Raw genomic sequence first — 26,626 nt, forward strand, 5'->3', positions numbered from 1 at the left:
CCAGCGTTCAATCTGAGCCATGATCAAACTCTTCAATTAAATATATCGAAATATGAATCGTCGTTGTGACACTCTTAACGAGTGCCCACACAGATTGTCTTGTCTAAATTTTTAAAGAACATTCACTTGAAGCCGCTGCTTCTTAGTGACTCACCCTGTTCGAGTGAGGTGCGCATTATACGCTGGAAGTTTTCGTTGTCAACACTTTCTGAAAATTTATTTTCTGAAGCGTTTCTTCTAAACTCCCGTCTTTACTGGCCTATAAAGGTAGTAGAGACTTACTTCAGGATGCTTGCTGTTTTGCTTTTCCCCCGAAGCGGATGCGCATTTTAGGGAAATGAACGCTCACGTCAACAAGTATTTTAAAAAAATCCTTATTTTTCGATCGTTTGCATAAACAATGCGCAATACGTTCATAAAAACCACTAATTCACCGCGCTTTTCACGATCTATAAGGTTAGTTAATTGGTAAGTCACGCTGTGTACTATAAATTAATAGAACAGTATTTGAACGTGTACGTGGATTATTGAGGGGTTTGCATGAAGGTTTCTGAATTTAAAACCGCTGGAAAACTCATAACGGGTCTTGGCGCTATTAAAGCCCTCACGGATGAAATGGCGAGATTACCCATAAAGGAATGTGCCATCGTTACTGACAAGGGCGTTTCTTCATCTGGTCTTCTTGATCAACTACTCACACTATTACCCTCTTCACCCTTACTTATTATTGATGACATTCCACCTGAGCCTAAAGTGAATATCATAGAAGATAAGTTAGCGATACTTCGTGAGAAGCAAGTAGACGGAATTATTGCTCTTGGTGGAGGTAGCGCTATTGATAGTGCAAAAGTACTTGCAGCTACATACGATCATACTGGCTCCCTCAGTGAACTCTTCGGTGAAAATACGCTTTCAAAACGGCGTTTGCCTCTTATTGTTATTCCCACTACTGCCGGTACAGGTTCAGAAGTTACCAATATTGCTATCTTGTCAGATCCGATAGCACAGATGAAAAAAGGAATTGTTAGTCCCTGCCTTCTACCCGATGTTGCGATCGTTGCACCTGAAATGACAAAAACCTGCCCCCCGTCCATTACAGCAGCGAGCGGTATAGACGCATTCGTTCACGCGCTTGAAGCTTATATAAGTGTAAATGCCAGCCCAATTACCGACGCATTAGCAGAGAAAGCACTGAAGCTTATCTTTAATTCATTACTTCACGCTTATAATAACGGTGAGAACTTATCAGCACGTGAAGATATGGCCACCGGCAGTTTAATGGCCGGTCTTGCGTTTGGAAACGCGGGCGTGGGGGCAGTACATGCCTTAGCTTATCCACTAGGGGGACGGTTTCATCTGTCACATGGCATGAGTAACGCGGTAATGCTACCTCATGTATTGAAAGTAAATGCGCCGTTCTGCCAAGACAAACTTTATTGTGTGGCTAAGCTTTTAAAGGTATGTGAGCGCCACCACTCAAAAGAGGAAGCAATTAAACTGTTATTAGTTGCTATAGAAAAACTGTGTCGCGACGTAGGCATTCCCGCTTCACTCACCCACTTTAATATTCCACCTTCTTGTGTAGGGGAGTTAGCAGAAGAGGCGAGTAAAGTAACTCGCCTTCTTCGCAATAATCCCAAGCAATTGAGTATTGAAGAGATTGAAGATATCTATCGGCTAGCTTTTTAAAGTGGTCTTACCCACATATTCTTAAAGCTTACTAAGTTGCCGTGATCTTGTAATTGAAGCGGTGCGCATCCGTGAGCTTTGTACTTAGGTGCACCGATCCATTCTGTTGTCCCTTGAATTTCAGTATGATTCTGAACCACTACGCCGTTATGTATTACCGTAACATAACCTTTCGTTGCTAGCGCTTCACCGTTAAAGGTAGGCGCTTTATATATGATGTCGTAAGTTTGCCATTCGCCAGGCGCCTTCATAGCGTTGACTAAAGGAATAGTTTGCTTATATACGCTTGCCGCTTGTCCATTGGGATAGGTCTTATTCTGATATGAGTCTAAGACTTGAATTTCATATCGCTGCTGCAGGAAGATACCACTGTTATTGCGCTGTTGTCCTTCCATACCTGCTTCTGGCTGTGGCGCTTTCCACTCTACGTGCAACTGAACATCACAGAACTCTGCTTTCGTTTTGATATCGCCTGTTCCCGGCTTCACTGTTAGAACACCGTTTTCCAGCGTCCACTTAGCATCACCTTCCTTTACTGAAGTCCAGTTAGATAGGTCATCACCAATTAAAGAGATGGCATCAGAGGGCACGCCTGCCTTATCAAAAGAAACCACTTCAGGAACAGGTTCCCAAACTTCTGTTTTAGCGGCCTGTTGTTCGCGGGTTAACCGCGATTCGCTTTTCTCAGTATCTGCATCTGTCGTTGCGCATGCAGAGAGTGGCATAAGTAAAGCCACAGTTGAAGCGACGAGTGTTTTATTCATAGTGTCAGCACCTTGTTTTATCCGTTGTATAACTGTGTTGTGTTTGGCAGCTCGATAGCGCAGGCTTAGGTTGCCCACGCTTTGTCGCCCTTTTTATAAGGGAATGCACCGTCGTAACGTCCAGGAATAGCCACATATCGAAGTACTTTAGTCGCGCCAACTTGAGACGTGAAAAAGCAATAAAGTGTTAGCTGTTTTAATAACGTAAAGTAGTGAGGGGTTGGCTCATCGGTGCCTGGCTCCCACTGACTTGGCTTTCCTGTTTCAACACCTTGATAAACACCGTTAGCAAGATTCGCCGCTTTCGCTTCTACATCCAGGTCGTTAAATAAAGCCTCTCGTTCTTGCTTGGTAAGCTGAACAAATTGCTTGTTGAAACGACTTTGACTTAACGAAGATATTTTCTTAATGCCATCAAGAAAGGTTTTCTGAAGCAAAGGTGTGTAGCAATCGGTTATCAACACAGCCATTGTCGCGCCAACGTTGGCCGCTTTTGCTCCAGGCGTGTCAGTTTGAGGAATGATCACCTCACCCATTTCATTCAGCAAGGCCACATCTTTTTCATTAAATAATGTGTCGCTAAGCGGTACAGCGGGCACATCTGTGTAGGCAAGTACATTACCTGCGAACAATGCTGTGCCTGTAGCAGTTGCGATGAGTTTAAGTAGTTCTCTGCGTTCCATTATAGATTTCCTCGCTTTAACTCTTCTACGGCAAAGTCTGCGGCTCTTGCCGTTAATGCCATATAGGTCAGTGAAGGGTTAACACAGCTGGCCGATGTCATTGCCGCACCATCGGTCACGAATACGTTCGGTGCATCCCATACTTGGTTATGCGCGTTAAGCACAGAGCTTTTAGGATCTCTTCCCATACGCGCCGTACCCATTTCATGAATGCCCATACCAGGTGCGTAGTCTGCATCCCAGCCTTGAACATTTTTAAGGCCAGCCGCTTCAAACATCTCAATAGCGTCTTGCTGCATGTCCTTACGCATCTTAAGCTCGTTTTCTTTAATCTCTACATCCATTGCGAGTACTGGTAAGCCCCATTTGTCGGTGACTTTTTTATTCAAGTACACTTTGTTTTCGTGATACGGAAGAATTTCACCGAAGGCTGTCATGCCTATTGTCCAAGGACCTGGCTCGGTTATCGCATCTTTAAGCCCAGCACCTATACCAAGTTCCGCTATGTCTTTGCTCCAACCTGAACGGCTTGCACCGCCTTGATAACCAAATCCACGCAAGTAATCTCGCTTATCACTTCCCCAGTTTCTAAACCTTGGCACATAGAAGCCACTCGGTCTGCGACCGTAGGTATATTTGTCGTCAAAGCCTTCTACGTCTGCCGAAGCACCTACTCTAAAGTGGTGATCCATAACGTTGTGACCCAACTCGCCGCTGCTGCTTCCTAAGCCACCGTCCCATACGTCTGTGGCAGAGTTCATCAGTACCCACGCCGAGTTAAGTGCTGACGCATTTACAAAGATGATCTTGCTTTTAAATACATAGGTCTCGTTGGTTTCAGCATCGATAATTTCAACGCCAGTCGCGCGTTTCTTGTCTTTGTCGAACAAGATCTCTTTTACTATCGAAAAAGGTCGAAGGGTTAAGTTACCTGTTTTAACCGCAGCTGGAAGCGTAGATGCTTGTGTACTGAAGTAGCCACCGAAAGGACAACCCAACCAGCACTTATTGCGGTATTGGCAATGAACACGTCCTTCTTCGGGCTTGCTTTGTGTCATGTTTGAAGTGCGGCCATGCACCATGTGCCGCGCGCCTTCATAGGCCTTTTTCACCCGCGCCGCGACACTTTCCTCTACAATGTTCATTGGCATTGGTGGCTGGTATACACCATCAGGCAATACATCTAAGCCATCGCGATTACCACTGATACCCGCGAATTTTTCTACGTAGTCATACCATGGTGCCAAATCGTCGTAGCGAATAGGCCAGTCGACTGCAATGCCTTCTTTAGCATTGGCTTCGAAATCTTCTTTGTTCAAACGGTAGCTTTGGCGTCCCCACAACAGTGAGCGTCCACCTACGTGGTAACCTCTGTACCAGTCGAAGCGCTTGTCTTCGGTATAAGGGTTTTCTTTTTCATTTGCCCACATACCGTACGTTTTTTCATTTAGCGGGTAGTCGCGCTTAAGCACGGGATAATCCACTTTCATTGCTTGAGTAGGCAAGTCTCGGTGAGGAAAATCCCAATCTTCTTTGTGCGCATTTTTATAATCTTTAATGTGCTCGATATTTTGGCCACGTTCTAACATGAGCACTTTTAGGCCCTTCTCAGTTAGCTCCTTAGCAGCCCAACCGCCACTGATACCAGATCCAATAACTATTGCATCATATTCGTTACTCGCCATAACACGTCCTTAAAACTTAATTCGTCGCTGTGCCTGTTCGCACGTTACACATCACAGATATGGATCGCTTGTTGTAGCGACGCTATTCTGTTGGCTTTGGTTTTCGGTGTGGGTATAAACTCTTGTGCTAAGTAGCCTTTAAATCCGGTCTCGACAATGGCTTTAGCAATTGCTTCGTAATTGAGTTCTTGTGAAGCATCTATTTCGTGACGCCCAGGTACGCCGGCCGTATGGTAATGGCCAAAGTACTGATAGTTATCTCGAATAGTTCGGATGATATCTCCCTCATTAATTTGCATGTGGTAGATATCGTAAAGCAGTGAGAAGTGCTTAGAACCTAGGCGTTTGCAAAGTTCTATCGCCCATGCAGAATTGTCGGCCATGTAATCAGGGTGGTCGACTTTGCTGTTAAACAGCTCCATGAAAATCACTACGTTGCGTTTTTCAGCATGAGGTAAAATGCGTTTTAACCCTTTAACCGCATTTTCCAGTCCATCTTCTCGTGACATGCCTCGGGCATTGCCGCTAAAGCAGATAAGGTTTGTATAACCTGCATCAGCGACCAAATCGATGTGCTTTATATAACGCGCTTCTAGTTCGTCGTGGAGCTCACTGTGAATGAAGCCGTCTTCAAGACTTATCTCGGCGCCGTTACACATAGAAGAGTCGATGCCGTACTGCTTTAGCACAGGCCAATCTTCAGGGCCTACCAAGTCAATGGCTCCAAATCCTAATTGCTTAACGGTTTGGCACAACTCTTCAATGCTTAAATCGCCGTAGGTCCATCGGCTTACCGAATGATTTACATTTCCTTTAAGCGGCGTATTCATGGTGTTGCTACCTTTCGTGCCGTTTGTACTCGCTATAGCAGGCATCGCAGTGGCTAAACCAGCTGCTGCTAACCCTGTTCCGGCAATGCCTGCCCCTGTCATAGCCATACTTTGAAGTAATTTTCTGCGGGTAATGTTATGCATCTGCGTTCACCTTTTCCTTTCTGAACAGAATGGCGAATAGCACTAACACAACCGCGGCAAACCCTGCTGGGAATAACCAGACCTGCTGCCAACTATGCGCACCGGTTTCCATCGTGTAGGTGTCGGTAATTGCGCCTGCCACTGCAAAGCCCACCAGCATACCTACCCCATATGTCGCTAAGGTAATTAGCCCCTGCGCTGCACTTTTTACGTTTTCTCCCGCCTTTGCATTGGTATAGATTTGCCCTGATACAAAGAAGAAGTCGTAACAAATACCGTGCAGTGCAATACCAACAATAAGCATGAACAAACCTTCGTCAGCGTTTCCGAATGCGAACAGTGCATAACGTACTACCCACGCCGCCATACCTATCACCAACGTGGCTTTAATACCGAAACGGTTCAAAAATACTGGCAGAGCCAACATGAACAACACTTCGGAAACTTGACCTAGTGTCATTTTGCCCGTTGCATTTTCAACGCCTATTTCAGTAAGGAAAGGGTTTGCATTCTGATAGTAAAACGCCAGCGGAATACAAATAAGTACAGATGAAAGAAAGAATACAAAGAAGTTTTTGTCTTTTAACAGTGCCAACGCGTCCAAGCCAAGAATGTCGCGAATAGTTACCGCTTTACCGCTAGATTGAGGTGGCGTGTTTGGCAGTGTAAAACTGAATACGCCCAACATTAGCGAGGCAACGCTGCACAATAAGAACGTGTTTTTGAGCATACCATCGGCAATAGACTGTGCAGAATCCCATGAGAAGACATAGCTAATCATAAGGCCTGCCACAATCCAGCCGATAGTGCCCCACACACGAACTTTTCCGAACTCTTTTGACGGGTCGACCATTTGTCCGAATGACACTGAGTTAACCAATGCAAGCGTAGGCATGTATGCAATCATGTATGCCAACACATAAGGGTAAAAGCTGGCAAAATCATTCGCTTGGTACATACAGTACATAAGCACGGCGCCAACAATGTGTAGTAATCCGAGGATCTTTTCTGCATTAAAGAACCGGTCAGCAATAAGGCCCACAATAAAGGGGGCAATGATGGCGCCCCAACTTTGGGTTGAGAAGGCCATGCCAATTTGCCCACCATTGGCAGACAGGGTATTCGATAGATACGTGCCTAATGTTACAAACCAGCCTCCCCAAATGAAGAACTGGAGGAACATCATCAAACTAAGGCGTAGGGTTATCATAGTTATTGTTATCCTATTGATGGCGCTTAGCGCTCAAGGCCTAAAATACGATTATTCTTCGCTTCGCTTACGTCTCCACCAGCAAAGTCGTCAAACGCATATTTGCTTGGCTCGATAATGTGTGAAGCGATAAACGGTGCGCCTTCTGCCGCGCCTTGCGCACTGTCTTTTAAGCAGCATTCCCACTCTAGTACTGCCCAACCTGTGAAGCCATACTGGGTAAGCTTGCTGAAAATACCTTTGAAGTCGACTTGGCCGTCGCCAAGGGAACGAAAACGTCCTGCGCGGTCTTGCCAGTCTTGATAGCCGCCGTACACACCGTTTCTACCGTTCGGATTGAACTCGGCGTCTTTGACGTGAAACATTTTGATCCGGCTGTGGTAGCGGTCAATGAAGTCAAGGTAGTCAAGCTGCTGTAAAACAAAGTGACTTGGATCGAAAAGAATATTTGCTCGTGGGTGGTTATCTACAGCTTTTAAAAACTGTTCGAACGAAGCGCCATCGTGCAGGTCTTCCCCAGGGTGAATTTCGTAGCATACGTCAACACCCGCATCGTCGAATGCATCGAGAATGGGTTTCCAACGCTTGGCTAATTCAGCAAAGCCTTGCTCAACCAAGCCAGCAGGACGCTGAGGCCACGGGTAAACCAAGTGCCACATTAGTGCACCAGAAAAGGTAGCGTGAGCTTTCAATCCCAAGCGCTTACTGGCAATAGCCGCACATTTGAGCTGATTAATTGCCCATTCGGTTCGCTCTTGTGGCTTGCCGTGTAAGTGTGCCGGCGCAAAGTTATCGAATAACTCGTCGTAAGCGGGGTGAACCGCCACTAGCTGACCTTGTAAGTGCGTAGAAAGCTCAGTGATTTCTACCCCTGCGTCTTTACAAATTTTAGCAATGTTGTCGCAGTACTCTTGGCTCTCGGCTGCTTTTTCTAAATCAAACAAGCTAGGATCAGTAGGCACCTGTATTCCCTTGTAACCAAGCGACGCTGCCCACTTCGCCATATTTTCAAGCGTATCGAACGGCGCTTCTTTTCCCATGAACTGAGCAAGGAAAATAGCCGGCCCTTTTATAGGTTGTTGATTAGTAGCCATAAACGCTCACCTTTTTCATTGTATGTTTTAATTGCATTACTGCGTTCCTTCCTGACTGACCGACTCCCATTTGGTGTCGCTGTCAGTACTGGCAAGCATGGCATCTATAAATACCATTCCGCGTATACCTGAATTTATTCCTGGAACGCCATCAGCTTTGCCTTTTTGATTCGCGCGTACCGCTTTAGCAAAATCGGTATACAGGTTTGCCATTGCTTCTAGGTAGCCCTCTGGGTGGCCAGCTGGAACGCGACAACGTGCAGATGCAGCATCACATAACCCTACTTGACCTTGGCCGGCTCTGTACACTTGATAAGGGGCATCAACAGGGCGATAGATAACGGAGTTTGGTTCCATTTGACGCCACTCTAAACCGCCCTTGTCACCGTAGACGCGGATCTTCAACGCGTTTTCTTCACCAGCACATACCTGCGAAGCAATCAGCACACCCGATGCGCCCTTTTTAGTTTTAATAAGCGCGGCGCCGTCGTCATCTAAACGACGTCCTTCAACATGGGTGTTTAACTCGCCACATAACGAGGTAACACTATCGTTTAATACAAACTCAACAAGTCCAAAGGCATGAGTGCCGATGTCGCCCATTGCGCCCGTTGCCCCAGAAATTGCTGGATCGGTACGCCACTGCGCTTGCTTATTGTGCGTTTCTTCTTCGCCAGACAACCAGCCTTGCGGATACTCAACATACACTTTTCGAATTTTGCCCAGCTTACCGCTTTCAACGAGATGACGTGCTTGCCAAACCATAGGATAACCAAGGTAGGTATGAGCCAAGCCGTATAGCGATTCACTGGCGTGAATAACATCTTGAAGCTCTTTTACTTCTGCAAAACTAACGCCTGCTGGTTTTTCACAGAAAACATGAAAGCCCGCCTTAATTGCGGCAAGTGAAATAGGTACGTGAAGATGATTAGGCGTTACGATAACCACAACCTGCATGCGCTGCTGCTCAGGTAGTTTGGCTTCTTCTTCTAACATTGACTGCCAGCTATCGTATGTACGCGATGTTGATACGTTCAATGCAGCAGCAGTACGCGTATTATTTTCTTCGTTGCGGCTAAATGCGCCACACACCAACTGGTAGTTCCCATCTAACCCTGCGGCATGACGATGCACGGCACCGATAAACGCGCCTTCCCCGCCTCCGATCATTCCCATTCGAATTGGTTGCATTGAAATTCCTCTGAGTGCAAACGCACTATTGGTGTTACTAATGCCACAAAATGTAACCCGTTACATTTTAATGGTCAATACAAAAAACAGCATTTTATTAATCTAAAGTTTACAAATGGCAAGGTAATACCGGGGCTTTACTACCTTTAACCGCCTATTCCTGCACCAAATTTGAACATAACACTAGCTCAAATTTACATAAATCCTACAAATAACCTTTGACGTTTTAATGAAAGTGCGTATTCTTTTGCTTAAAATGAAAACGGTTACATATTAATTTCGCGTAAATTTTGAATTCGCTACCATCGTATAGACCACACCTCTACTGGGTTAGGTTTACAATGCGCGAGTGAATTAACAAACAACAACAACGTACATGGCAAATATTAGAGATGTAGCAGATAGTGCCGGCGTGTCGGTCGCTACCGTATCAAGAACATTACAACAACCAGAGCGTGTTTCTCCCAAAACGCGCAATAAGGTAATGGCCGCTGTTCAAGCAGTTGGATATAAACCTAACTTAATGGCGGTAAAGTTTCGCTCGGGAAAAACGCACAATTTAGTAGTATTGGTGCCCACAGTAGCGAACGTATTTTTTGCCCGTGTTATTAGCGGTATGCAGGAAGCGGCAGCCGAACTGGGCTATTCCATTTTACTTGCCAATACGCTTGGTAATAGTGAAATAGAAAGCCATTATGCCAAGATGGTAAGCACTTCTCAGGCTGATGGGCTTATACAGTTACGTGCGCACAACCCATTTGATGCCACGATGATCAACGACAATGGCCTGCTTCCCATGGTGAATGCCTGTGAGGTGATTGACGATGGCCAATATCCTGTTGTGTCGTTAGACAACCGTGCTGCAGCCAAAGCAATGACCGAGCACTTAATTTCATTAGGTCATACCCGTATAGCCATGATCAAAGGACCTAATTCAAGTCCGCTTACCCAAGAACGCTTGGTTGGATATAAAGACGCATTAGCGCAAGCCAATATTGCCTTTGATGAGAGCTTGTTGTTCCCGGGGGATTTTACATTACAGGCCGGATACAACGCAGGGGAAACCATTAGTCACCTTGAAAATAGACCCACCGCCGTATTTTGTGAGAACGACGAAACGGCTATTGGTGCCATGCAAGCCTTCAAGCAAGCCAACCTACATGTTCCTAATGACATATCGGTGGCAGGTTTCGATGACATTGCGTTTTCAGCATTTGTCGACCCACCGCTAACCACTATTGCCCAACCTGCAGAAGAATTTGGTAGAACGGCGGTTACGCTACTGGTGGACCTTCTTAACGGAAAAATTCGCAAGGCCCCCAAAGTTATTATGCCGTTTGAACTTATTGTGCGAGAGAGCACGGGCAAAGCTTTGGGTTAATTGATGATAGCAATGCGTCATCACCAATGTACCACTACAGAAAAGGAGCAAGCAGTGAATTTAAGTAAAACAAACTTAAGTAAGACAGCAATTTTAGACGCGGCCAGTAATATTGGCTCTGGCGTTTCAAGACGACAGTTCATTAAATATTCATCTGGTTTACTGGCGGCTATGAGCGCTCCTGCTGTTTTGGCGCACGGGCATGGTAGTGATAAAGGAGCTATGATGAAGGGCATGCACAAAAGTGCTGTTGGTCTGCAGCTTTACACGCTTAGAGATATTATGAAAGTAAGTGTGCCGGCTACACTGAAACTGGTTGCAGATGTTGGTTATTCGGAAATGGAATTTGCAGGCTACTTTGACCATAGCGCAAAGGAAATTAAGCAACTGCTTGATGACAATGGCCTTACTGCGCCTTCGGCTCATATTCAGTTAGACGCGTTCGATACTAACCTGTCACAAATTTTAGATGACGCACAAACCGTTGGTCACAAGTACTTGGTAGTTCCTTGGCTTAGCGAAGCCCAACGTGGTACGGGCATTGCGCCATACCAAGCCCTTGCCGATAAGCTAAATACCATTGGTGAAGCCTGTAAGAAGGAAGGTATTACTCTTGCCTACCACAACCACGATTTTGAATTTGAAGTACGCGACGGTAAGACACCATTAGACGTGCTTATAACTCAGACCGACCCAGACCTTGTTGCCATGGAACTGGATTTATACTGGACGGTAAAAGCAGGTAAAAATCCCATTGATTACTTTAAGCAGTACCCAGGCCGCTTTAAACTTTGGCATGTAAAAGATTTGGCTGAAGACGGCAGTTTTGCTGATGTGGGCACAGGCACCATTAACTTTAAAGAGATATTCGCGCACGGCAAGTTAGCCGGTATTGAACATAAATTTGTAGAGCGCGATCAAACCACCGACCGCATTGCCACTATTGAGCAAGGCTTTAAAGCAGTAAGCGCACTTAATAAAGGCGTTAGCTAACGCTTTTGACCTTACCGTGGTTATAATGGGCACACAGTAAAAACGTCATAATAGTAGTAATTTTATGAGTGAACTTTTCAGTGCCCTTTCTCGCGCCCTAAGCCCCTATTACACCGAAATGAGCATTATGCTTATGGCCACTATTCTAGTGGTGTACGGCGACCTGATTAACGGCCATGTGAAACGCATACTGGCACCTTACCATTTCACCATTCGCGTTAGTTTGTTTGTAGTGCTGTGTGCCTTCGGCTATGGCGCACTAACCTTGTACGGCGCACCATTCCTAAAACACACCCTAGCCTACTTGCCCTGGCAGTACCAAGGCGCAGGCTATGTGGCATCATTTCTATTGATTGGTTTTTTGGCGGAGAGACGTAGGTATATTTAGTTCTTTTAGATACTACCTTTACGCTACTGTTTTATTGTATTGCTCCACAAACTTTTTGGGTGGTAAGCTCATAACCTTTTTAAAGGACGTCGAAAAATAAGCTGCGGTGCCGAAGCCAACGTCTAGGCAGGTATCTAGAATGCTATTTCCCTCTAACAGTAACGGAATAGACTTTTCGATTCTGAAGCGTGAAAGAAACTCGCTGAAGTTGTATTCAAACAACTCTGACATTCTTCGGTTCAAACTTCTAGGACTTATCAATAACTGCGAGGCAGCTTGGTCTCTATTGAATGATTCATTGTGGTAGTTCTTTTCCAATACTGCGATAAAGTTCAAAAAGAACGCCATATCCTTTTCGTTATCAAACTCGGGGATTTTCAGGCATCCAAATTTAAATGCAGGCTCTTCGCTTTCCTCTTCCTCGCGCTCTTTTGCCTCTCTAACCGACAATAAATGCTCAACCCTAAGAGTAATTTCCTCTTTTGATGCAGGTTTTGCCAAAAAGTAGTCCACTTTTTCTTCTAGCGCTGATTTTTCTAATTCAGTTCCGGTTTCCGCAGTTAACATCAATATGGGAATACTGGCATAGCTTACATTACCGCGAATTTCTCTTATTAAACTCAGCCCGTCCATTTCGTGCATCATTTGATCTGTGATAACTAGATCGACAAGGTAATGCTGCATAACGTCTAACGCCTGCACACCATTTCGCGCAACTAAACAGCGATATTTGCTAGAAAACAAATCAAATAGATAAGAGCGGAACTCTCTGCTGTCATCAACTATTAATAGTGATTTCTTGTTCGATTTGGCATTTGCGGGTGACAATTTTTCAGCATGCGAATTTACATACTCAATATCATCAATGGGTAACGTTACGGTAACTTTAGTTCCAATGCCTTTTTGACTCTCTAACGCAATGTCGCCCTGGTTCAGTTCAACTAAGGTTTTCACCATTGCTAAGCCAACACCATGACCTTCATGCTCACTGCTCCCTTTAGTGAATCGCTCGAATACTTTTTTGTGAAAGTGCTCATCAATTCCTTCTCCGTCATCACTAACGATAACTTTAAGTACTTTACTATCTTGTATAGCGGCTACTTTTATTGTGCCAAGTTCTGGTGTGAACTTAATTGCATTTTGAATTAGGTTTGCCAGGATTTTCTCTAAGCTGTCGTTAATGAGCGAAATTTCTTTTTTCCCTTTAATACGCAATTCTAAATTCTGCCGCTTCTGCTTGGCTAATGGCTCTAGCGATAAGACGATGAATTTTATGTTGTCTGGCGAGTAGGACCTGTAGTAGTCAGCAGCAGCCAAGGCTTTAGGGACATCTTGACTCATTTGATTAATCAACTGTTCGACCCTTTTCATATTGTCCTGAACACATATCAGTTCTTTGCTCGCTGCATGAGCTGTTTTGGATATACCTTCTAACGATCCATTGATGAGCTGAATTGGGGTGCGAAGTTCGTGGGTGATTTCGTTAATGAAACGCTCTTTGCTGCGAAGCATCTTTTCAAATTTAGAGTGCCCGTCGGTTATTTCGTAGCGGGTAAGATGGTTGTAGAGTTTAGTAGTTTTGAATTTGTTATATAGCCTGCCTAAAACCCCTATTCTCCACAAACCCAAAACCCCAGCCAATATAAATAAATATATAGTAAAGCCGATATAAGAAGCCCAAATAGGTGGATCTATATCAAAACTAATTGTCAGTTCATTTGTAGTACTTTTATCTGCTGGAACACGGACTCTAAGAGTATGCACACCAACGTTCATATCACTTAATGTTAAATTCATTACAGGTTTATTGTGAGAAACCCAAGCGTCATCATCTAATTTAAATTCAATACTGCTGCTTTCATTGTAGAAATCACTGACGATAAAGTTGAATGTTACTTCCTTAAAGCTACTTTTAAACTTGAAGTCAAAGTCCTCAGGAAAATATGTGATATGTCGTCCTTCTCCATCTCCCCATTGAACATAACTAAGAATAGTAGACATCTCCCCAACTGAATTTGCATTGAGACTCTCAATTAGCTTTTCTTCATCCAACAGGTAACTATATTTATCCCCCTTAACTAGCACTTTCTCACCAAGCGCTTCAAAGCTCTTATACTCAAAGTCTGTATCGAAGAGTCCATAACGAATACCCACTTTAGAAGCTGAGTTGCTTATATTGGGCTTAACAAACAGGCCCATGTTAGACGCTACCCAGAGATTTTTCCCTTCGGTAACCATGGCACCTCTAATGAACCTTAGTTTCTCTAGGCCCAATATCGTGGAAGAGCTAACTTTTCCATTTTTCTTGTTGATTTCTTTTAGTCCAGCACCTGATGTACATACCAAATAGTTTTCTTGGAACTCTATTAAACATTGAAGCCCGAACCAGCCACCTTCTTTAGAGGTAACAGTACGCCAGTTGAATTTGGACAATTGAAAATGAACGTCATCAAATTCATCAATCGCAACGATTTCTCCACCACTCAACAAAGAGCTGAAGACCACTTTTTTAGGGGCTTTAATTGTGTCACGTATGGTGTTGTTAGCGATATAGTAGTAATTGGCATCGAGTCCATCATCAAAGTAGAAATAAAAGGCATTTTTACCGGCTTCTATATAATGGGAAAACTCGCTATTGCAGAGAACAGAAGGGTCTATTTCATTGAGACGTATAAAAGCTCTTTCCTGCCAAGAGGTACAAAACTCTGCCTTGTCTTTATCCAAATGAGTATTGACTAACTCCCCACTCTTCTCGTTTAACTGAAAGAGACCTTTTTCAGTTCGAACTATAGTTCCGTTTTCATTTATTGATGTCTTTTGAATATTTTCCCTTACAACGCTCCCATTAAATGACACTAGGTTTGTCACTAGCTTTGTTTTAGGTAATGAAACTAAGCCTAATTGTGAGGAGGCGATGAGGATGGAATTGTAGGGGTCTACAGCTATTTTGGTTACTGACCTTATCGCTTCAGACGTCAATATAGGATTCATGAAAGGGGGAGCCGATAGTTTTTCATCTTCTAGCAGTAAAAGGCGACCGTCGGAAACCCAGATCACCCCATCTTCACCTTTAACCACATCTTGGATGTAGGTGCCACTAATTCCCTCGGTTGGAACGAAGCGCTCGTTACTTCCTAATATGTACACCCCTTGTGGACCGCCGATATATAATTCATCATCAATTACTTTAATAAAAGTTGCATTTGATAGTAATGGTAGCTTGCTACTCAATTTAAATTCTTGCAGATTATCTAATGCCCCTTCAATTGAAAGATAGCCCTTATTAGATGCTATATACGCATTGTGATTGTTTGCAAAAAGCGAGTAAGTGCCGTTTAACTTGAAAGATTCTAATTTGGAATTTAGGCTTGTCGATTGCCCTGTAGTTCTATCTACTGCAATGACATCGTCAATGACTGAGAAATATAAATGAGTAGATGTCATTGCCATAGTCCAAATAGAACTCGACCATTCACGATCACTAAATACTTGCTGCGAGTTTTTATTTTCTAGATTAACTTTAAAAACACCAACTCCATATTCAACAACCCATAGGTCCGTTCCATTCAGTTGAATATCAGAGATAACCCCTGTGGCGTGATTAGAAGTGTTGAAGTCTAATTTCTCAGACTCGTGTCCAATAACTTCAAACACCCCGTTTTCTGCCGCTACATAAACTACTTTGTTTGAAACCTCTAAGTCTCGAATTACACCTGATGGAATTCCATCAAATGATGTCCTCCCCTCTAAGTTAATACCGATAGCATGGCTCAATTTTGGAATAACCAAGAAAAAAATAAGAAATATTGGGACACAAGTATGGATTTTCTGTCGATAAGGACAAACTGTCTCAGTAAACATGTCTTACATCCCTGTTTAATTATTACTTTATGTGTGCTCATTCGAGCTTGAGAATCAAAAAACAAAAAGGAAAAGACATGAATATCGAACAAAAAACAAACATGCAAGAGCTTGCCGAGGCAGAGTATACTAAAGTATATGCTGGAACTAATGCACCAACGTTGGAAATAGACTTTTACGTGATATTACCAATTGGGCCTATCAAGCCAAAGAAACCAGATGTAAATAGTTAATACCTAAACCAAAAACCACTTCATCCCAGCATTCTCGGCGGCTTGCTGGTCATAAATAAAGTCGCCTACATACAGGCAGTCTTCAGGTTGAAGCTGCCATGTGTTCGCCACCATCAATAATGCGGTTGGGTCGGGCTTGGCTGGGGCATCTTCGCGGGTTAGCACGTAGTCGATGGGTATGCCGTTATTAGCTACCTTAATTGCGGTGGCTTGGCGGCAGTTGCGGGTAACTATTGCCATGGGGAGCTTGTGTGCTTGCACCTTTTCTACCATGGCTTTGCCAATGGGTAACCACTTCGCATTTTGCGCATCGTCTAGTTCGTGCTGCAAAATAGCTCGGTGTGCATTCGCTTTGGTTTTAGCGCAGCTTAGGGCATTAACAAAGGTGAGAATGTCTTCGTTTTGTGGGCAGCCTACGTCGGCGCGCATTTGCGTGAAGTTAAGGCTAGACTCTACCAAGGTGCCGTCTAAATCGAATATTACACCTTTAATGCCGGTTAAGTTCATCTGCTCTACGCTCACGCTTTTCTCGTCCTTTTACTTCACTGTTATTCTTAAAGTTTGGTTAACGCTTACTTAATTGAGCACAGCGCTTAACTTACTCATAAATCTTACCGCCAACATAATGCCACGAAAGCCATTAGCCTTCAGTTACGTTTGCTTAAGGCTTCAATATATTTAGTTAAAAACTACTGATGTGATTTAAGTTTACCCCGCCCACACCTTGCATTAGCATAGCCGCTCTTTTTGGCAAGCTACTTATTTGCCCCAGCGTTTTTGGGCAAAATTTTAACAGGTAATTTATGGGTGTTTTTGCTGCGCTAGGTACAGCGCTTTGTTGGGCAATTGCTGCGCGTTTATTCCGTGGAACGGGTAACGCATTTTCGCCGCTTACCATGAACTTTTGGAAGGGGCTTATTTCTATTGCCATTTTGGCAGTGGTTTTAGTGGTAGTTCAGCCTACGGGGTTTAGCACTCATGCAGTTTTGTGGTTATTGCTTAGCGGGCTTATTGGTATAGGCATTGGCGACACTTGCTTTTTTAAAGCCTTACAAAGCATTGGCGATAGCCAAGCGGTGCTGGTCGCCGAAACCCTTGCGCCTTTATTCACTGCCCTTTTTGCTATGGCGTTTATTGGCGAATGGATTACCTGGCAGCAGTGGGTTGGCGTTGCAGTAGTACTGTTTTCGGTAGATATGGTTATAAAGGTACGCAAACGCAGCACTACACACGTGTTTGCAACCAGTGGCTATTTGTATGGTGTGGGCGCGGCGTTATGTCAGGCGGTTGGTGCCGTAGTTAGCCGCGACATTTTAAGTGCCGGTGAAATTGACGCTGCCAGCGCTGCGTTCTTACGCTTAGTTGGCGGTATGATCTTTGTGGTGCCATTTATAGCCATAACCAAAACGCGCTACATGCCCGTTATTAACTATGAAAGCGACAGTGGAAAACGTGTATGGCCTGCTTTTGTGTTAGCCACGTTACTTGGCACTACTGCTGCTATTTACCTACAAATGTTTGCGTTTGCTTATGCGAAAGCGGCCGTGGTTCAAACCCTTATTGCTACAAGCGCATTAATGTCGCTAGGGGTTGCATGGGTACTTGGTGAGCGGGCGACTAAGGCAACTATTGTATGGTCTGCCGTTGCCTTGGTTGGAGTAGCTATATTAGTTAGTTTTGGGTCGCCTACCCACTAGCAGGCATTGCTAACGCGCTGCACGTACTTACCTAGCTTAACGATTGGAAAACAGTAGACGCATTAAGATACAAAAAATAGCTAACTTTTAGGTGCTCCGTGTAGTAGTTCGGGGTTCAAATCGATATTATGAAGAAAAAACAAAAACGTTATTTCTCATGGTTCAAAGGTTATCCTTAACAGTATTCTCTTTCTTGAGCGTTGCGCTAGCTTCTTTTGCCGCGTTGGCAAACGACAACATCGATGCCGTTATCGAAAAGGTACGCACGCCTTCGTATGATTGCCCCAATCAGTCTCTACTTCCAGAACTTGAAGACACACTTGCGCTTGAGTCGCTTACATCACAACAACGTTTTGCCTTAACCGTAGCCAAAGGGCAGTTTTTAATTTGCCGTGGTAAGTACGAAGAAGCTGAAACTATGCTGCTTAAAGCCATTATGCAAAGCAATATTGATGAAAGCTCTTATGCGTTTGCATCGGCTATTTATCAAATTGGCTTTTCTTATGACGCCAGAGAAAACCCTGCACGCTGTAAGTACTACCAACAAGCCCAAGAACTATCATCGCCCGAGCGCCACAGCGATATCTTTACCAGCTCTTCTTTAGGCCTAATTAATTACTGTTCAGAAACCACTTCACCTGAAATAAGATTAGGTAAGATGTTTGGTGTGCTTAAGCGTTATTCAAACGACGGCAGCCCCGGTGAGTTAGCGCATATTCACAACGCAATTGGTTTACTATATGGCGATTTAGAGCAACATGCCTTAGCAGCAGAGCAATATCTAAAAGCACATGAAATGGGCTTGCTTGTATATAAAGGCAGTAATAAGGTAAGTATTCTTATCAGCGCCATTGTGTCATTGCTAAGCAGCGGTCAAACTGAGCGCGCCTACCAAAGCATTCTAGAACTAGGTGTACTCAATAGCGAAATAGACACACCGCTAACCAACTTCTTGTATCAGTATGCACTGTCTATTTACTATAGAAAAACAGAAAACTACAACCGACTTACCTACACCCTTCCCGATTTAGAAAAAGCGTCTTCGAACATCTCGAGTTCGTTAGGCGAACTTCTTGTTAACTGGCACAAAGCTGAGATTTGCTTACATGACAACGATCTCACCTGTATTAAGCAGTATATATCAGGTATTGAAGCGTTAAATGATGACGCGATACCGCCGGTCTTTCGTTCAAATTTGGATTACCTTAGCTTCAACGTGTCTATGTATATCGCACTGCAGGACTTAGCTAAGGCGAAAGAAGCGCACGAGATTTATTCTAAAGAAGTGACTAAGCGCCGTGAAGTTACTCAAGACTCGGCCTTAATTATTGGTGCTGCTAACTTGTATACCCGTATTTATGATTTGGAATCTGCGATTGAACAAGCGGAACAGCAACGAAAGAACACGCTGTATACCGCTATTGTTATTTTCCTTCTGGTAAGCGGTATTACTGGCTACGTACTTCGTAGAAAACACCTTGCGCGCAAAGCCATCGATCCCGTTACTCTGCTACTTAATGCGAATTCTGCGATAGCCCGCATTAACAAGCTTGATGCGCCGAAAAAAGGCCGGGCCATTGCCATTGCTATATTCGACATTAGCAACCTGCGTGAAATAACGCGGAAAATGGGGTCAACAAAAGGTGATTTAGTATTACGACAGATTGCACAAACTCTTCAAAATGTTACCCGCGGTAACGATATTTTAGGGCGATTTGGTACCGAGCAATTTATTTTATGTCTGCACAATATTGAAGAACGAAGTGCGCGACAGTTTTTCGACCGCGTACAGAACGCGTTAGACAATACCTTTGAAAACGATGCGACTTCCGACCATATTGTGCTTGAATCGCAGATGAGCGTATTTATCGCTAACGAGAAAATTACGGGACTAAACGACATACTCGATGATATTGCCATGTCGATTGATATGGGTAACCGCTCAGGGAACAATTAATATCTACACTACCAAAAAACGCGCGGCCCGTTGTTACGGTACCGCGCGTTTTTGTTTTAACCGAAGCGTGTTTACTGGTTCAGATATGTCTGAAAACGGGTATACACGCCATTGGTCCACCCGAAACCTAGCTGTACGTCGTATTCACCGCCACCTGCTTTTATTTCCGGTTCGCACACATTGTACTTTTCAAGTAGCACACCGCTTGATGCAAAGTGACGCTCAATGGTTTTACAAAAGCGCAGCATGATGGTTTGAGCCTGCATTTCAAACCCATAGTTGCGCAGCCCTTCAACGGCAAACAGTTGAAGCGGTGCCCAGCCATTTGGCGCATCCCATTGTTGCGACGTAGCGTTTGAAGTGGTTACCACGCCACCTTCTTTTAACAAGGAGTTCATTACCGCAGCGCGCACTCCCTCTGCCTGTTGTTCATTTGCAATACCAACGAACAACGGCACACACATAGCCGCTGACACTACATCGGTTTGAGTTTTTGTGGGGAAGTGATAGTCAAAATAGCCCGCCTTTTCAGCATTAAACAAATAGGTGTTTATTGCCTTAATTCGTGCTGTAGATGCCGCACTATAGCGAGCTTGCTCGGCACCTTTAGTCACGCTTGCCAGAGTCTGTTCAAGCGTTACCAAAAGCGCATTTAAATCTACGGGAATAATTTCAGTTGTACGAATACTTGCTAGTGAATTGGGATTAGCTAGCCAGCGCGAACTAAAGTCCCAACCCGATTCGCAAGCCGCGCGAACATGCTGGTAAAACTGACTTTTGTCAGCGCCTATGTGCTCTGCTGTTTCTATGTCTTCTCGATAAGACTCAGGGCGAGGCGTAGGCTCGGTGTCGAAGTAACGATTAAGTGTAGCGCCACACGGCATGGTAACCGTGCGCAGTTGTGCTGCGCCCTTCTGTGACGCGTTCTCGCCCGCTTCATTCATCCAAAACTGGTATTCTTTCTTTAAGCCCCAGATAACGTATTCTTTTTGCTGGTCGCTTAGTGCGTCTTTAAGCAAATTATAAAACAACGCCAAAATAGGAGGCTGACTGCGAGAGTAGTAATAGGCGCGGTTGCCATTAGGAATGCAGCCTACTTCATTTAAAATATCTACAAAATTCACCAACATGTTAATTGCCATGTCGGTGCGCCCCGCGTCAATTAGACCTAACGCGGTAAAATATGTATCCCAGTAATAGATTTCGCGAAAGCGTCCACCCGGCACTATGTATGGGCGGGTAAGCGCTATTAAGCTGTCTTTCTGCTCAGTGTCGGGGGTACGCGTTAGCACCTGCCACATATGCTCAATATAATCGGCTACATTTTCAAACTTGGTTTGCGATGTTGCGCTAATCATTTCTGGAATATCGAAATGGGTATTAACAAACGTAGCTAAGTCTACTGCTTCACCGCTTTTCTCAGCATCTAAACACGCTTGTTCATAAGCCGCTAAAACGGTGTTGAGATCGGTTTTAACAATAGCGTCAGCGAAGGTTTTGCTGTCTGGGAATAGCTGTGCCATTTGCACATGTTTAAACAGGTCGCTGGCAAAAAACGACAAGCTGTCGCGCCAGTTGTGTGAAAAAGAACTCATAGTTACTGCGCACCTTTAGGCGATAGAGAAGAAGACGCTCGTTTAAAGAAGAATAGGGTTACCACTAATGCACCGATTGGAATAAGCGATAGATAAAATGCTTGTTGGCCCCCTACTGCGTCGAAAATAAATCCAGTCACGATAGAACCTGTGGTTCCCCCAAGAGCCGAAAATACAACAATTAGCCCTGTCATAGGTGCATGTTGATGTTGAGGGAGCGCGCTTAGCATTACCGAGTTTAATACAGGGTAAATAGGCGCCATCATCAATCCAATTAATGGAATAAGGAACGCAGCTATTGGTGCGTCAGCCCAGCTGGCTATTGTGCTGTCTGCCACGTTTTCGGCAAGCGGTAAGCTTAGTAGCATTACCGTAGCCATACCCGCCAAACAGATATTTAAGAAGGGATACCAGTTCATTCGCGTAAGTACTGCGCCCGCAGTTAAGCGCCCAACGGCCAGCGCTATCGCAAAGATACTGGTTATTTGAATGCTGACTTGAGTAGGTAAGCCCAGCACCTCTTTGTTAAAAGTTGGCAGCCACGAACCTATGCCCTGCTCTATTAACACGTATAAGAAAATAGAGAAGATAAACACCAGCACTAAAGGCTTATACGCCAGTTTCAGCATGCTGAAGAACTCGCTTGCAAGGCCTTCTGATTGCGCTTTTTCCACAGGCTTTATAGGAGCCAATGCCACAACGATTAACGTAAAACCAACCAGCGCAGCTAGTAAGTAGTAAACGTTCAGCCAAGATAAAGAAGCATCGTTATTGGGGTCGATAAACCCAGCAAACACCCAGTAGCCAGACAACACGCCCAACATAAAAATACCTTCAATGGTGTTCATTAACGATGAGTGCGCTTTAGTGGTAGACGACAGCTGCCCAATAATGGCGTACACCGACACTTTCACTAGCGCAAATGCAGTACCTATGCAGGCAAACAACACTTTAATGAACCAGAAACTTGCGATAGAAGGCGTCAGCGCACAGGCAACGGCCACTAATGCTAAACCAAGTAACATTGAAAGCTTGTAGCCAACTCTTGGAATGAAGCTGGCCACTAGGAACGAGACAACAGCAATAGAAAGGTCTTTAAAGCCTTCTAGTGCGCTTGCCTCTGGCTTACTAATGTCGAAGCTATTGATCGATTGCAGAATAACAGTACCCACACTGTTAAGTAGTATGGCAAATACGTAGTAGCTAATGGCAATGGCTGCAATGACCATGAATCGGGACATGTGTAAACACTCTGTTAACTGAATTATGCAGGAGTGTAGTCGTAAGAAAATAAAAATGCAAACGTTTGCAAAACGCTTTTATTTTTTCGTTAGAGCTTAATATCGTCACCCTGTTACCGTTAAATAATAGCGTTTATGCGTTAAAAAGCTGATAAAAAAGCGAAATATTAGTCGCTGTGCTGCGTAGAGCGACGGGCAATTAAGGTTGTTTCCACTACCTGGCTTTCTGTAGGTTTGTTTTCAAACTGGTTTAATAGCTGCGTAACCATCTCTATTGCGGCTTGCTGAGTATTCTGACGCACCGTTGTTAACGACGGGTGCATAAGTTCAGCTAAAGAAATATCGTCGTAACCCACAATGCCTACATCGCTTGGAATACCTACATAGCGCTCTTTTAACGCTTTTAACGCGCCTAATGCCACCATATCACTTACACAAACGATCCCGTCGAAATCTAACCCATTCGCCTTTATACGCTCGTTAATGTATTGGTATGCTGCTTTCGACGTAATATCGATGGCGCAGGTGCACTGCGTGTCTATTGGCACATTCGCATCGCGGTGGGCTTGCGAATATCCCTTGTGACGTTCCTGCATTTCCGCGTGTTCAGAGTCTCCAAGAAACAAGATGCGTTTGGCGCCGTGGCTCAGCAAATGCTGGGTTGCCGTATAGCCACCCAAATAGTTGTCGCCGCCGATAATGGGATATGGCGCGTCTGTTTTTGCATCGCCCCACACGACAATGGGAATGCCCGACTGTGCTGCTCGGTCGATTTTGGCCGTGGATTTGCCTTGCCCAATGACAATAATGCCGTCGGCGCGCTGGCTGCGAATAAAGTAGTTCGCCCAATCGTCAGATGCCATAAATGAATTAGACAGCAGTAGCTCGTAGCCTTTGGCATTTAGCGCCTGATTTAGCTCTCCCACCAGCTTAAGCAGGAATGGGTCTGTAGTGCTTTGTTCGGTGTTGTCGATTAGATTTAAAATCACCGCTATCACGTGAGTTTTCTGTGTTCTTAAGCGGCTAGCGGCCGCGTTAATACTAAAATTGTGCTCTTTAGCTAGTGCCTGAATTCTGTTTCGGGTTTCCTGCTTAATAAGCGGGTTGTCTTTCAGTGCCCGTGATGCTGTCGATGTTGATACACCAGCAATATCAGCCAGCTTCGCTAAGGTGAGTTTTGTTTCAGAAACCAATGTGACCATTCTCTAATAATTTTCGGTATATCGGGTTACCCGTGATAGCACTACAAAATATAAGCGTAAAACCGCTACCTAAACCGGATAAATCGTCGACTCTACAGCCGAATTCACAATATAGCGCGAATCGTCTTGGCGTAAAACCATGTTAACAACAATAAACAAAAAATTTGCAAACGATTGCATTTTATTCTTGCAATCGTTTGCAAACAGATCTATTTTGTTTCGCAATCGTGATGCGTATAACAATTTTTAAACCTGTTTAACGCATTCAGTTAACAACGCAATAGAACATTTTCGGGAGCACACACCATGAAAACGTTGTTTACAAAAGGAATGCTGGCGAGTGCAGTAGCGGTAGCACTAACGCAGCCTGCCATGGCACAAGAAGACGTAAAACAACAAGCGAAAGACAACGCAGAGATCATTGTTGTCAGCGGTACGCCAGGCGGCGCAGGGATTAGAAAGATTGACGCAAGCTTCGCGGTAACCAACATCGACGCTAGCGACATTGAAAAATTGGCACCTAAGTCTACGGCCGATTTGTTTAAGGCCATTCCAGGTGTTTGGGTTGAAAGCTCAGGCGGTGAGTCAGGCGCGAACGTATTTGTGCGTGGTTTTCCAGGTGGTGGCGATGCGCCGTTCTTAACGATTGCGCTTGAGAACTCTCCTATCTACCCTGCACCTACGCTATCTTTCCTTGAGAACTCTCAGCTGTTTCGCATAGACGATACCATTGAAATGGTTGAAGGTTTACGCGGTGGTCCAAACCCAGTAGTAAGCAACGGTCAACCAGGCCTTACAACAAACTTCCGCCTCAAACGTGGTGGCGAGTCGACAGAAGCGTCAGCGAAGTACACTATCTCTGACTACGGCCTAAACCGCATTGACGTGGTTGCAAGCGGCGCACTAGATGACGACTTGTACTACATGGTAGGTGGCTACATTAAGAGCTCAGAAGGTATTCGTGATGCCGGCTTTAACTCTGAGCAGGGTAACCAGTTCACCGTAAACATCACTAAAGTTTTCGAAAAAGGCGAGCTTAACCTTTATACCCGTCAAACTGACGATCGCGGTACTTGGTACTTACCTACACCTTTAAACGTTGAAGGTATCGACGCAAACTATACGCAAATTGGTCCATTGAATCGCCAAGGCACCATTACGTATGGCCCTAACGATACCACTGAGTCATTCGACTTTGGCGAAGGTCGTGGATGGGACGGACACGTAAGTGGCGGTAGCATTAAGCTTGACTTAGGCAACGACTGGCAGCTAGTTGACCGCTTTAACCTTACCAAAGGTGAAGCCAATACTTTTGGTCTTGTACCGAATGGTTCTGCAACTACCGTTGCAAATGTTGCCGACAATGGCGAATCAGCCACTGGTGCAGTAACTGGCACAGTGTATGACGGTGATACGCCTATTCAGCAAATCGGTCGTTGGGTAGTACTTAAAGATATTGAAGCTTTCACTAACGACCTTGCTGTGTCGAAAAGCTGGGAAGACTTCGATACATCATTTGGTATTTACAGTGCATCAACCAAAGCTAATGACTGGTGGAGCATTGGTAACACGGCTTACCACGTGTTGCAGCCAGGCGGCGAATTGTTAGACGGGATCGAATGTAACACTGACGCACAAGGCTGCGATTGGAACTACGACATCAGCTCTGTAGGTGATGCAAGCACGTTCGCACTTTATGCAACGGGTACGTGGTACGCAACCACAGACCTGAGTATCGACTTAGGGCTACGCCGTGAAAATCACGAAGTGAACTATTCAGTAGATGAAGATCTTGATGGCAAAATAACTAAAGCGCTTGAGTACGACGAAACCAAAACATCGTGGACAGTGGGCGCAAATTACGCGCTTAATGACACCAGCGGTGTATTCGTTCGCATGAACCGAGGCTATAAAATGCCTTACTTCGACGACTTCAGAGACAACTGGGGTGCCTACACTGGCGGTAACGACTTGATTCAAGAAGTTACTCAAGGCGAGCTTGGTTATAAGTTCATGAATGACAACATCCAGTTCTTTGCAACTGCATTCGCAAACGAAGTAAAAGGCGATACGTTTGTACGCCGTCCGGGCGCACCGGCTGAAATTCTTACTAACGAAGCTTACGGTATAGAACTTGACGGTCGCTATAGCCACGATTCAGGCTTCTCGTTAAGCGTGAACGGAACTATTCAGGAAACTGAAATTACTGCCAGCGCCAATAACGAAGGCAATGAATCTCAGCGTCAGCCTGGTTGGCAAGTACGTGTAACACCAAGCTACGGCTTCGATATCGGCGATATGTATGCCACGGTATACGGTACATTATCAGCGGTTGATGATCGCTTTGGTAACAACGAAAACACAGTTGTACTAGAAGGATACGAAAAGATTGATGTGGGTCTAACGCTAGAGCCAACTGAATCACTTCGTCTTCAGTTCTCTGTTGATAACCTGACCGACGAACAAGGTATTACCGAGGGTGACCCGCGTAATCCAGATTCACCAAACGGCCGCTACATTATGCCTCGTAGCATGAAGCTTAGCGTTTCTTATTTGTTCTTCTAAGAACAAAATGCGCAACACCTAAAAATAAAGCCGGCCTTAGTGCCGGCTTTTTGTTGTTCATTTTTCTCAATATATTTCGTTCAGGATTTATGAGGCTATTGCTGCCTTTTCTTGCACCCCTTTCTTGTTAGATTCTTCTTATATCCTGTCAGCGTTAATTCATCGACATTGGTCGTAATGTGCTTTAGCAAAACCAATTCTGTTTTACAGTGGTATAAGCAAC

At 44.6% G+C, this 26,626-nt stretch carries 20 protein-coding genes; 8 read left to right on the top strand and 12 right to left on the bottom strand.

Annotation, left to right across the window (positions count from 1 at the left end; translation table 11 throughout):
* Positions 1–540: 540 nt before the first annotated feature.
* Positions 541–1,689 (top strand): iron-containing alcohol dehydrogenase, encoded by a 1,149-nt coding sequence (locus MHN00_RS17795; protein ID WP_239301989.1) that lies wholly within the window; start codon positions 541–543, stop codon positions 1,687–1,689.
* Here MHN00_RS17795 and MHN00_RS17800 read toward each other — a convergent pair.
* The 7 genes from MHN00_RS17800 to MHN00_RS17830 form a co-directional block, all read right to left on the bottom strand.
* A complete protein-coding gene (locus tag MHN00_RS17800; protein WP_075177568.1) occupies positions 1,686–2,453 on the bottom strand; it encodes a DUF1080 domain-containing protein in 768 nt (255 codons plus the stop codon). The two genes, MHN00_RS17795 and MHN00_RS17800, sit on opposite strands and share 4 nt — an antisense overlap.
* Positions 2,454–2,518: 65 nt before the next feature.
* The gene (locus tag MHN00_RS17805) at positions 2,519–3,136 is read right to left on the bottom strand and encodes a gluconate 2-dehydrogenase subunit 3 family protein (RefSeq protein ID WP_039225776.1); all 618 of its coding nucleotides are present in this window, start codon (positions 3,134–3,136) and stop codon (positions 2,519–2,521) included.
* Positions 3,136–4,821 carry a GMC family oxidoreductase gene (locus MHN00_RS17810; RefSeq protein WP_075177569.1) on the bottom strand — a complete coding sequence of 562 codons (1,686 nt, stop codon included), beginning with the start codon at positions 4,819–4,821 and terminating at the stop codon, positions 3,136–3,138. Before MHN00_RS17810 ends, MHN00_RS17805 begins: the two co-directional genes overlap by 1 nt.
* 44 nt (positions 4,822–4,865) lie before the next feature.
* A complete protein-coding gene (locus tag MHN00_RS17815; protein ID WP_015066065.1) occupies positions 4,866–5,795 on the bottom strand; it encodes a TIM barrel protein in 930 nt (309 codons plus the stop codon).
* Entirely contained in the window at positions 5,788–7,005 is a 1,218-nt protein-coding gene (locus MHN00_RS17820) for a nucleoside permease (RefSeq protein ID WP_020745223.1), read from the bottom strand. The genes MHN00_RS17815 and MHN00_RS17820 overlap by 8 nt, the downstream gene beginning before the upstream one ends.
* Before the next feature lie 26 nt (positions 7,006–7,031).
* Positions 7,032–8,099: a sugar phosphate isomerase/epimerase gene (locus MHN00_RS17825; protein ID WP_014997052.1), complete on the bottom strand. Its 1,068-nt coding sequence runs from the start codon at positions 8,097–8,099 to the stop codon at positions 7,032–7,034.
* Between the two features lie 36 nt (positions 8,100–8,135).
* Positions 8,136–9,290, bottom strand: a complete 1,155-nt coding sequence (locus MHN00_RS17830) for a Gfo/Idh/MocA family oxidoreductase (RefSeq protein WP_239301990.1) — start codon at positions 9,288–9,290, stop codon at positions 8,136–8,138.
* A gap of 376 nt (positions 9,291–9,666) precedes the next feature.
* Here MHN00_RS17830 and MHN00_RS17835 point away from each other — a divergent pair, with 376 nt between their 5' ends.
* The 3 genes from MHN00_RS17835 (at position 9,667) to MHN00_RS17845 (ending at position 12,052) form a co-directional block, all read left to right on the top strand.
* On the top strand, positions 9,667–10,671 hold the full coding sequence (locus MHN00_RS17835) for a LacI family DNA-binding transcriptional regulator (RefSeq protein WP_039234725.1): 1,005 nt from the start codon (positions 9,667–9,669) through the stop codon (positions 10,669–10,671).
* A gap of 54 nt (positions 10,672–10,725) precedes the next feature.
* The gene (locus tag MHN00_RS17840) at positions 10,726–11,664 is read left to right on the top strand and encodes a sugar phosphate isomerase/epimerase (RefSeq protein WP_075177571.1); all 939 of its coding nucleotides are present in this window, start codon (positions 10,726–10,728) and stop codon (positions 11,662–11,664) included.
* Positions 11,665–11,728: 64 nt separating this feature from the next.
* A complete protein-coding gene (locus MHN00_RS17845) occupies positions 11,729–12,052 on the top strand; it encodes a DUF3392 family protein (RefSeq protein WP_014947959.1) in 324 nt (107 codons plus the stop codon).
* Between the two features lie 18 nt (positions 12,053–12,070).
* Here the strand turns inward: MHN00_RS17845 and MHN00_RS17850 are convergent, their stop codons facing one another.
* Positions 12,071–15,913 carry an ATP-binding protein gene (locus MHN00_RS17850; protein ID WP_239301991.1) on the bottom strand — a complete coding sequence of 1,281 codons (3,843 nt, stop codon included), beginning with the start codon at positions 15,911–15,913 and terminating at the stop codon, positions 12,071–12,073.
* Positions 15,914–15,990: 77 nt separating this feature from the next.
* On the opposite strand from MHN00_RS17850, the gene MHN00_RS17855 reads away from it, so the two are divergent.
* Positions 15,991–16,146, top strand: a complete 156-nt coding sequence (locus MHN00_RS17855) for a hypothetical protein (RefSeq protein ID WP_014947958.1) — start codon at positions 15,991–15,993, stop codon at positions 16,144–16,146.
* Positions 16,147–16,149: 3 nt separating this feature from the next.
* Here MHN00_RS17855 and MHN00_RS17860 read toward each other — a convergent pair whose 3' ends face one another.
* Positions 16,150–16,668 (bottom strand): HAD-IA family hydrolase, encoded by a 519-nt coding sequence (locus tag MHN00_RS17860; RefSeq protein ID WP_239301992.1) that lies wholly within the window; start codon positions 16,666–16,668, stop codon positions 16,150–16,152.
* Positions 16,669–16,949: 281 nt separating this feature from the next.
* Here MHN00_RS17860 and MHN00_RS17865 point away from each other — a divergent pair, with 281 nt between their 5' ends.
* A complete protein-coding gene (locus MHN00_RS17865; protein ID WP_239301993.1) occupies positions 16,950–17,843 on the top strand; it encodes a DMT family transporter in 894 nt (297 codons plus the stop codon).
* 157 nt (positions 17,844–18,000) lie between these two features.
* Complete coding sequence (locus MHN00_RS17870) at positions 18,001–19,800, top strand: GGDEF domain-containing protein (protein ID WP_239301994.1); 1,800 nt, start codon at positions 18,001–18,003, stop codon at positions 19,798–19,800.
* Between the two features lie 71 nt (positions 19,801–19,871).
* Here MHN00_RS17870 and MHN00_RS17875 read toward each other — a convergent pair whose 3' ends face one another.
* From MHN00_RS17875 to MHN00_RS17885, 3 genes are all read right to left on the bottom strand, one after another.
* Complete coding sequence (locus MHN00_RS17875) at positions 19,872–21,395, bottom strand: trehalase family glycosidase (RefSeq protein ID WP_239301995.1); 1,524 nt, start codon at positions 21,393–21,395, stop codon at positions 19,872–19,874.
* Positions 21,396–21,397: 2 nt separating this feature from the next.
* Positions 21,398–22,636, bottom strand: coding sequence for an MFS transporter (locus MHN00_RS17880; protein ID WP_239301996.1), 1,239 nt, complete (start codon positions 22,634–22,636; stop codon positions 21,398–21,400).
* A 167-nt stretch (positions 22,637–22,803) separates the two neighbouring features.
* Complete coding sequence (locus MHN00_RS17885) at positions 22,804–23,838, bottom strand: LacI family DNA-binding transcriptional regulator (protein ID WP_101563321.1); 1,035 nt, start codon at positions 23,836–23,838, stop codon at positions 22,804–22,806.
* 306 nt (positions 23,839–24,144) lie between these two features.
* On the opposite strand from MHN00_RS17885, the gene MHN00_RS17890 reads away from it, so the two are divergent.
* Positions 24,145–26,403, top strand: coding sequence for a TonB-dependent receptor (locus tag MHN00_RS17890; protein WP_239301997.1), 2,259 nt, complete (start codon positions 24,145–24,147; stop codon positions 26,401–26,403).
* The last annotated feature ends 223 nt before the right edge of the window (positions 26,404–26,626 follow it).

This window comes from Alteromonas sp. Cnat2-8, from assembly GCF_022348355.1.
Taxonomy (GTDB): domain Bacteria; phylum Pseudomonadota; class Gammaproteobacteria; order Enterobacterales; family Alteromonadaceae; genus Alteromonas; species Alteromonas macleodii.